Genomic DNA, 8,192 nt, shown 5'->3' on the forward strand with positions numbered 1-8,192 from the left:
GCGTTGCAGCCGCCTACCTGCGGCTCGCTGGCCACGTGGGTCTTGCATGGATTTGGGCTCGTATGGTTGCGATTGGCCTGTCCAACGGTCCCTCTACTGATCCCATCTACGCGTCCAAGGTAGCCACGGCACGCTTTTACTTCAGGAAGCTGCTGCCAGAAATCCATGCGCTCGCAGCAGTGATTTCCGCCGACTCCGAGCCAATCATGGCGGTTGATCTCGGCTGACGCCCATGGCGTGAAGGGCGTGCCGCTTCGGCCTGGCAGCGGTGCGCGAAACCTACCCTTGCGCGATAAGCAACGGCAGATTTCTTGTCAGCGTCGACCGGGCACGGTGGTTCTGGCATCCAAGGTCCGCATGGGTGATCGGACCCAGTTCCATGATGAGCACGGGCAGCGTGAACTGAGGCGCGTTGGTGCCAGACGGGCGCAGCGCGTGATCGTAGATAGCAGGGAAATGCAGCCGGATGTGGCTTGTGCCGCCGCATTGGGCGGGGCTGGGACGGCTGCAGCGCCACGTGGGACTGGCTTGAGCAAGCGAGCCACGCGGGGCGGACGGTTGCATCAAGGTTGGGCGCCGTCAAGGTGTCGCGCGCGCACTTAACCTGCCTCGCGGCAGATCGCAAGGCTGGTAAATCACCGTTGCAAAATCGAACAGAATGTTAGACGCCTCGGCGCTACAGTGGCCCTTCCCATGCCTGTAGGCGTTCTAGGAGGTATCGAATGAAGCAACATCTGGCGAAATCCCTGTTGATGGCTGGCGCATTGATCGCGTCCTTCCCGCTGCTCGCGCAGCAGGCCCAGCCCGTTCAGCCGACCCAGCCGATGCAATCCAACCAACCGATGCAATCCGCGCAGCCTGCGCAGTCGATGCCGGCACAAAGCGCACAAGCGGGAGAAGCGATGCCGATGCAGGCCGTGCCTGCGACAACGCAGGTCGCCCAGGGGGCGATGCCCGCCGCGCTCGAACAATATGGGCAAGGCGGCGTCCAGCCAATGCAACAGGGTAGGGCGCCGGTACCGGCCGACCCCTCGCTCGCGCGCAGTCCCTCTCCGGCGGTGGATCCAGCCAGCATGAGCCTGGCTCCCGATGCGCTGGGCACGCGCATGGGTCAACGCAATCCCTTCCTCGACGGCGCCTGAGCGCCGCTGCGCAACCGGGGCCTGTCAGTTCGCTGGCGCGCTAGCTTGCGGGTTGGGCAGGAATGCGCCGGCATTCAGCCGGTCACGGCGCCGAGCCGATCGCCCCGGTCGCGAGCGCCAGCGTAGCGGCCGCAGCCAGTGCGCCGCTATAGGCATCGGCCGACGCGTTCCGAGCCAATAGCAACTGGTTCTGCGCCAGGTTGGCTTCGGTCACCGTCCCCACGCCTTTGCTGTACGCTGCAAACGCCGCGTTGTAGGTGACCTGGGCCGCGTCGGCCAGTTCCCTGGCCGCGTCGTACGCGGCCAGGCTCGATTCGAGCGCGCTCTGGCTGACTACCACCTGCCGTACCGATTCGTCCTTGGCCCGCGTCAGGCGGGCCGATGCGCTATCGACGTCATTGCGCGCCTGCGCGAGCGCGGCCGAGCGCAGGCCGCCGTCGTAGAGAGGCACGGAAACCCCGAGAAATACGCTGGCGCCGTAGCGATAGCCGTTGAGGTTCAGCGTCGGGGGCTGCTGGCCAATCGGCGGAATCGCCGTGATGGCCGATCCGCCCGATGCATACGACGTGTACGCGGACAGGAACACCTTGGGCAGGAACGCCGCCTCGGTGGCCTTGACCTTGGACTGGCTGGCCCGCTCGGCCGCATAGGCGCCCAGCACGTCGGGCCGCCGCGCGATCGCATCCTCGACGATCTGCTCGATGGAGCCGCGCAGGGCCGGCGACAACGGCCGCACCGGCATCTCGGCGATGCGCGGCTTCGATAGCGGCGAGATGCCGATCGCTGTGACCAAGGCCAGATACGCGTCGGTTTCGGCTCCCTGCGACTGCACCATCGCCAGGTTGGTCTGTGCACGGTTCTGCGTGGCCTGCGCCACCTCCACCACCGTGCCGATGCCGCGCTGGTAGCGGGCCCTGGCCGCCGTGAGCACGGCATCCGCGTTGGTCATCGCCTGTTGCACAGTGCCGGCGCGCGAACGGGCCGCCTGATAGCGATAGAACGCCACGCTCACCTCGTGGACGATGTGCTGGTGGACGGCCGTAAACGCAATATTGAGCGCGATCGAAGCCTGCTCCGCGGCACCCACAATCCCCGCACGCTCGCCGAAATCGAACAGCAGCCATTGCAGCGACAGCACCGACACCGCGCCGTGGCTGGACGTATTGGCGCCTGCGGTTCCCAGGGCCGTGTTGGTGGAAAGATGCCCGTTCTGGTATCCGCCCATGGCCGCGGCCGAGATATGCGGCAGATAGCTGGCCTTGGCGATGCCCGCGGCCAGCGCGGCATTGCGCGCGTCGTTCCAGGCGATGCGCGTCAGCGGGTTGGCGGACTCGGCCATATCGATCAGTTCCGGCAACGAGTATGCATGCGCCGGATCGAGTGCGGGCGGCGGTGCGAGCGAAGCCAGCGCCGCGTTGGCAGGCAGCGCGTAGCCGGACGATCTTGTCGTGGTTGCCGGCCTGGCCGCGGCGCCAGGCACGATCTCTCCGGACGCCGTGGTGGCGGGTTGCCACGGCCGGTCGGGTTCCGGCGGTGCCAGATCGAGCGACGACGTGGCACAACCGGCCAGCATCACAGCTATCAGCGATAGCGGAGCCCCCAGCGAATCAGGTTTGCGCATGGATCGAGGAAGGATGGGGCGCCTCGGCGGAGTCGTCAGGGGATTCGGCGAGGCGTTTGTCGATGAGCGCCAGCAGGGCGTCGCGGACCGGTTCATCGTGGCCGGGGGCGGCCGCGGATTCGGCGGGCTGCACCGGTTGCGGAGCCACGTCGTGGGCCAGCAGCGTGCGAAGCCGTTGCGCGAGGTCGGGGTCGCCCGGGAACCGCTCGGCGAGCAGGAAGGCCGGTCCGGCAATTGCGTCGAGCTTGCGCAGGCGCTGCCGGCGGTCGTCGACCCATCCAGCTGCCGGACCCACGGACGCAGGTTCGTAGTGCGCGAGGACCAGGTCTTGCACGACACTGCCTTGCAAAGCCAGCGCGGCCGCCGCATGCCTGCGCCGGTCGTCGGGCTGCCTGGCATTTACCAGCTGCTGCCATTGCGCGACCAGTCGGCCCAGTGCCGCCTCGATGCGCCCGGCAATGCTGACCGGCCAGATACGCGTGAACACCAGATAGACCACCAGGTTGCCGAGCATCACGCCGATGACGCGGTCGCGCGCAATGGTCAGGTCGAATCCCGGGCCGGCGCCCTGGATGACACACAGATAGAACGCAAACGCGACCTGGAAGCCAGCATACGCAATGCGTGGCGAGCCTTGGGCAATCCAGGCGGATAGCCACGAGCCCGCGAAGACCAGCAGCATCAGTCCGCCCACGGATGACAACGATGGCACGATATACACGAGTGCCGCCGTGCCGATGGCCGCGCCGACCAGACAACCGGCCAGGCGCAGCGAGAGCTTCTCCACGGTCTCCGCGGCGGTCCCGAGCGACACGAGATAGCACGTGATAAAGCAGGTATGGATGCCCGGCCAGTTCAGCTGCTGATAGAGGAGATAGCAGAACATGGCCGCGCCGGTCGTCTTGAGCGCGTAGTGGATGTGGTCGCGGTTGGTAAAAGCGTCGGCGTCGAGGAAGCCGCCGCGGCTGCTTGCGGGCGCCGCGGGCTTGACCGTGCCAGGCTCGGGAGGCTGGGCAAAGCCATTGATGGCCGAGTGCAATTCCCTGGCGGCTGCCGCCTGCGCCGGGGCAAGCTGGCTGGAATCTGGAAGGACCAGCCCGATTTCCACCGGATAGCCACCAGCATCGAGCATGCGCGCCATCGCGTCGAGCGTGTCGGCAATCGGATCGGCAAGCGATGCGGGCAGCGCGCCCGGCTGCCGGCCGGCGACATCGGCCGCCATCAGGATCGCCATCGTCGACGCYGCCGCATGGTGCAGCGCCGCCGAGTCGATGGCGTTGGCCGAGCCTTCGATCCTGGCAAGCTTCAGCCATCCGGCCACCGGCTGAACGCCATCATGCAACAACGCATGCAGCGCGGCACCGTTTGGTCGTGGATCGCGCACGCAGGCTGCCGCTGCGCGCAGGCAATGCGCCAGCCGGTCAGATGCCAGCCGGCGCGGGGACGGGCCCAGCACCAGATTGACCACCACGTTCACGCCAATCGGGATCGCCACCATCAGCAGGGTATAGAGCAGGGCGCGCGTGGCCACCTCGCCGCCGGGCACMAGGCCGAGTTCATCGAGCGCGAACCCGATGATCATCGCAATGATGGCGCCCACCGGGCGCAACTTGCTGGCAGACGTCAGGAAGAGCAGGGCGGCCGACAGCACAGCCATGCATGCCACCCGGCGCAGCGGATCGTCGACACTGAAATCGGCCAGCAGCATCACGAACCCGACAATGATGGTGACCAGCACCAGCGCCGCCACGCTCATCACGATGCTGGTGGTGCGATCCGCCCGATTGATGAAGAAGACGACATAGGCGGAGATGGCCGCTTCCGGTGTGCCATAGATGCTGGTGACAAGTACCGTCAGCGTGCAGGCCACTGCAATGCGCGTGGTAGCCGCCGCGCGCCCGGGGAACGATGCCAGCAGGGCGCCGATATCGGCCAGCCCCGGACGCAATTTGTCAGTTGCAGGCCGCGCCATGCCGGATCTCGACGGTTGCGCTTGCACCCACCCGGGCCAGCATTTCCGGCGGATCTTCCAGCTTGATCCGCACCGGGAATCGCTTGGCCACGCGCACCCAGTTCACCGACGGCTGGACATAGGGCAGGGAGCGCGGCAGGTTCAGCCGCTCGGTATCGGTGATGCCGACGCCGATGCCATCAACCTTGCCGCGGATGGCATGGCCCCGGTCGATCATCGAATAGACCGTGGCGCAGTCGCCCACGTGGATTTCGGCAAGCTGCGTTTCACGGAAGTTGGCCACGGCGAACCATTCGCCGGTATGCACCAGGAGGAAGAGCGACTGGTTGGGAAGCACGACTTCGCCGGACAGCACGGTCAGGCCGCTAACGCGGCCATCGTGCGGGGCGCGAACCACAGTGTCATCCAGCGCCCGCTGGGCGATGGCCAGCGCCGCCTCGCGCGCCCGCACCGTCGCCATGGCATCGTCGACCGTGCCCACCGCCTGTGCCGACGCGGCACGCTGCACATTGGCCTGTTTCAGCGAGACAGCCGCGTCGCGCTGCGCCACCTGGGCCTGATCGAGCTGCTGCTTCGGCACGTAGCCATCCGCGGTCAGCGGGCGCAGGCGCTCCACGGTGCGCGCGGTCAGCGCATAGTTCTGTTCGGCGCKGGCGATCTGCTCCGATGCAATCGCGGCATTGGCGCGTTCGGTGGAAATCGTGCGCCGGCGCGTGCCCAGCGTGGCCTGCGCCAGTTCCAGGTCGGCACTCGCCTGGGCCACGGCCAGCCGGTACGGCACCGGATCGATCTCGAACAGCACGGAGCCCTTGGCCACCTGCTGGTTTTCGCTGACCAGGATCCTGGCGACCTTGCCGCCCACGGGCGAGGCCACATGAACCATGTCTGCATCGAGCGCGGCATCGTCGGAAGACGGAAACCGTGCGGTGCGATGCCAGGCATAGACGGAAAGCAGGACGGCAAGCAGGACGATTACCAGGGCAACCACTTTGCCGCGCAGGGGGTTCTTACGGGCGCCGGCCATTTTCATAGGATGTGCCCCGTACCGATTAACCAGACGACTTCAGCGATCATCAGGCCGATTGCCGTGTTCACCAGCAGCGGGAACCAGACGATATCCGCCCAGCCGGTCATGACAAACACCCGCCAGGAGATGACGGCGCCCACGATGCCCACCACGGCGCTCAGAAGCCAGAGCGGAAAATAGGCGCCAAACAGTCCGAAGGACGGGGCGCCGGCGCAACCATAGAGCGAAGCGGCCAACGCGACGAGCGCAAGCGAGCGTGCCATGGGATCCGAGGCAGGTTTAGTTCACGCAATATAGCAGCGCGGATTCGTGATTGTCCAAGCGGCAAGAAAATTGACGTCGCTTTGACACAAGCGGAGAAAGGCTCCGACCGATGCGTGGAGAGTGTCGGTTGACGAGACTGAATGAGGCCGCAGGCCAAGTGGTGCTCGCCAGCGCGTCGCAAGGCTGATGCCGTTTCCTGGCCGGCGCAGAGTCGGCGAGCCAGGCGCCTAGAGGCATGACACTTACGGGCTCTCGGTCGCCACTGTTCCACGAGGACGGAGCTGTGATGCATATACGGTGTGAGCGAGCGTCAGGCACCGAGCGGGAAGATAGGCTTGCACACAGGCGGTACTTCAGCACGGTTTTGCCAGATTACTGCATTTAACATAATCCTCATTATGCGAACATTGGATGTAGCGGCAAAGTTGTAATGTCCGGTTCTAGCAAAGTTCAAATGTCCGCCTGAGGGCCTGTCCATGGTATTCAGCCTGCCCGGTTGAATGCAATGGAGACGCCCGAGGATGGCTAGACCCGAGGTCATTACAGTAAGCATGCGTGAGTTAGACAGGCTCAAGACCGTTCAGGCGGTCGTGGATGGTCAATTGCGGCCCAGCGTGGCCGCCGAACGGTTGGAGATCACGGATCGGCAGCGCCCGCCCAAGGTCTACCAGCCACGCAACCGTCGCGCATGCCTGGGCGAGCTGATTCAGATCGACGGCTGCGATCACCGCTGGTTTGAGGAGCGCGCGCCGGCCTGCACGCTGCTGGTCTATGTCGACGACGCCACCAGCCGGATCATGGAACTGCGTTTTACCCACTCGGAGGCAACCTTCACGTACTTCGCCGCGACACGCGCCTATCTGGAGCGCCATGGCAAGCCCGTGGCGTTTTACAGCGACAAGGCCAGCGTGTTCCGCGTCAACAAGCCGAACGCAACCGGTGGTGACGGCCATACCCAGTTTTCCCGGGCCCTGTTTGAGCTGAACATCGAAGGCATCTGCGCCAACAGCAGCCAAGCCAAGGGGCGTGTGGAACGAACCCACCTGACCCTGCAGGACCGCCTGGTCAAGGAACTGCGTCTGCGCGCGATCAGCACCATGGAGGACGCCAACGTCTTCATGCCGGAGTTCATCGCTGACTACAACGCGCGCTTTGCCAAGGTGCCCCGGAACAGTCATAACGCGCATCGTTCGCTGCGACCTGATGAGAACCTGGACCTGATCTTCACTTGGCGCGAACCGCGCTGCGTATCCAAGAGCCTGACGATCCAGTACGACAAGATGCTCTACCTGCTGGCCGATACGCCAGAGCATCGGAAGCTTGCTGGGCGCTATATCGACGTCTATCACTATCCGGACGGTAGGATTGAGCCACGGGCGAATGGCGCTACCCTGCCCCACACCATCTATGACCGACTGTCGGAGATCGATCAAGGCGCCATCGTCGATAACAAGCGACTCGGAGCTGTGTTGCAGATGGCGCAATATGTCCAGGAGAAACGCGACAACACACGATCGCTCTCTTTGCCTGCCACGGAAGGCGTTGTCCGCAAGCGTGGACGACCACCAGGCAAGAAGTCGCAGCGCTCGCTGGATCAGAACGATATGTTGGAAGCGCTAAAACGCTTACAGCGGCAACCGTGGCCGCTTAACGGAACTGAGAATTGATTCAGCTTGACACCTGGGAATTCAAATCCGCCCTGCTGGCATGACAGCCCCACCCTGATCACAACTCTGCCGCTTCAGGCCAGCACCACCGCCCGACGGGAACCTCATAAGCAGAACAAACAACACTGAAATGACACCGAACAACCGGACATTTCAACTTTGCTGGCGCCCGGACATTTCAACTTTGCCTGGACAAATTGATGTTGGCCCCAATTAGTAATGTCACGTGCGCCATCTGACCATCGCCGAGGGTACCAACCAGATCCAGTCGATGCTGATGGCACAAAGCGCGCTGGAACTGTCCGCCCTGCGTTGACCCGGGCCAGACCACTTCGTCATCATTCCGTTCTGATCAGTAACCATGCCTCAAGTCGTTCCCACTGCCAGCCGTGTCCTGCAAGTCTTTGAAGTCTTCGCGCGCGAAGGGCGCCCGCTGAGCAACTCCGAACTGGCCCGACACCTCGAACTGGCTGACAGCAGTTGTTCCGATCTGCTGTTC

At 64.5% G+C, this 8,192-nt stretch carries 8 protein-coding genes; 4 read left to right on the forward strand and 4 right to left on the reverse strand.

What is annotated here, in order from left to right:
• Together AC1DO7_RS38100 and AC1DO7_RS38105 are read left to right on the forward strand one after the other, a co-directional pair.
• Positions 1-227, forward strand: a 227-nt coding sequence (locus AC1DO7_RS38100) for an acyl-CoA dehydrogenase C-terminal domain-containing protein (protein WP_477117341.1), incomplete at its 5' end; no start/stop codon positions are given.
• A 495-nt stretch (positions 228-722) separates the two neighbouring features.
• Entirely contained in the window at positions 723-1,142 is a 420-nt protein-coding gene (locus tag AC1DO7_RS38105; RefSeq protein ID WP_441624158.1) for a hypothetical protein, read from the forward strand.
• 82 nt (positions 1,143-1,224) lie between these two features.
• Here AC1DO7_RS38105 and AC1DO7_RS38110 read toward each other — a convergent pair whose 3' ends face one another.
• From AC1DO7_RS38110 to AC1DO7_RS38125, 4 genes are read right to left on the reverse strand one after another with little or no spacing between them, the layout of a single operon-like run.
• On the reverse strand, positions 1,225-2,763 hold the full coding sequence (locus AC1DO7_RS38110) for a TolC family protein (protein ID WP_441624160.1): 1,539 nt from the start codon (positions 2,761-2,763) through the stop codon (positions 1,225-1,227).
• Positions 2,750-4,735, reverse strand: a complete 1,986-nt coding sequence (locus AC1DO7_RS38115) for an FUSC family protein (protein WP_441624161.1) — start codon at positions 4,733-4,735, stop codon at positions 2,750-2,752. Before AC1DO7_RS38115 ends, AC1DO7_RS38110 begins: the two co-directional genes overlap by 14 nt.
• The gene (gene mdtN, locus AC1DO7_RS38120; protein WP_477117342.1) at positions 4,716-5,765 is read right to left on the reverse strand and encodes a multidrug transporter subunit MdtN; all 1,050 of its coding nucleotides are present in this window, start codon (positions 5,763-5,765) and stop codon (positions 4,716-4,718) included. The genes AC1DO7_RS38115 and mdtN overlap by 20 nt, the downstream gene beginning before the upstream one ends.
• Positions 5,762-6,025, reverse strand: a complete 264-nt coding sequence (locus tag AC1DO7_RS38125; RefSeq protein ID WP_441624165.1) for a hypothetical protein — start codon at positions 6,023-6,025, stop codon at positions 5,762-5,764. The genes mdtN and AC1DO7_RS38125 overlap by 4 nt, the downstream gene beginning before the upstream one ends.
• A 522-nt stretch (positions 6,026-6,547) precedes the next feature.
• Between AC1DO7_RS38125 and AC1DO7_RS38130 the strand changes: the two genes are divergently transcribed.
• Positions 6,548-7,693, forward strand: a complete 1,146-nt coding sequence (locus tag AC1DO7_RS38130; protein WP_477117343.1) for an ISNCY family transposase — start codon at positions 6,548-6,550, stop codon at positions 7,691-7,693.
• 361 nt (positions 7,694-8,054) lie between these two features.
• On the forward strand, positions 8,055-8,192 hold a 138-nt coding region (locus AC1DO7_RS38135; RefSeq protein ID WP_477117344.1), incomplete at its 3' end, for a helix-turn-helix domain-containing protein.

It is taken from the genome of Cupriavidus sp. 05N40 (assembly GCF_056397305.1).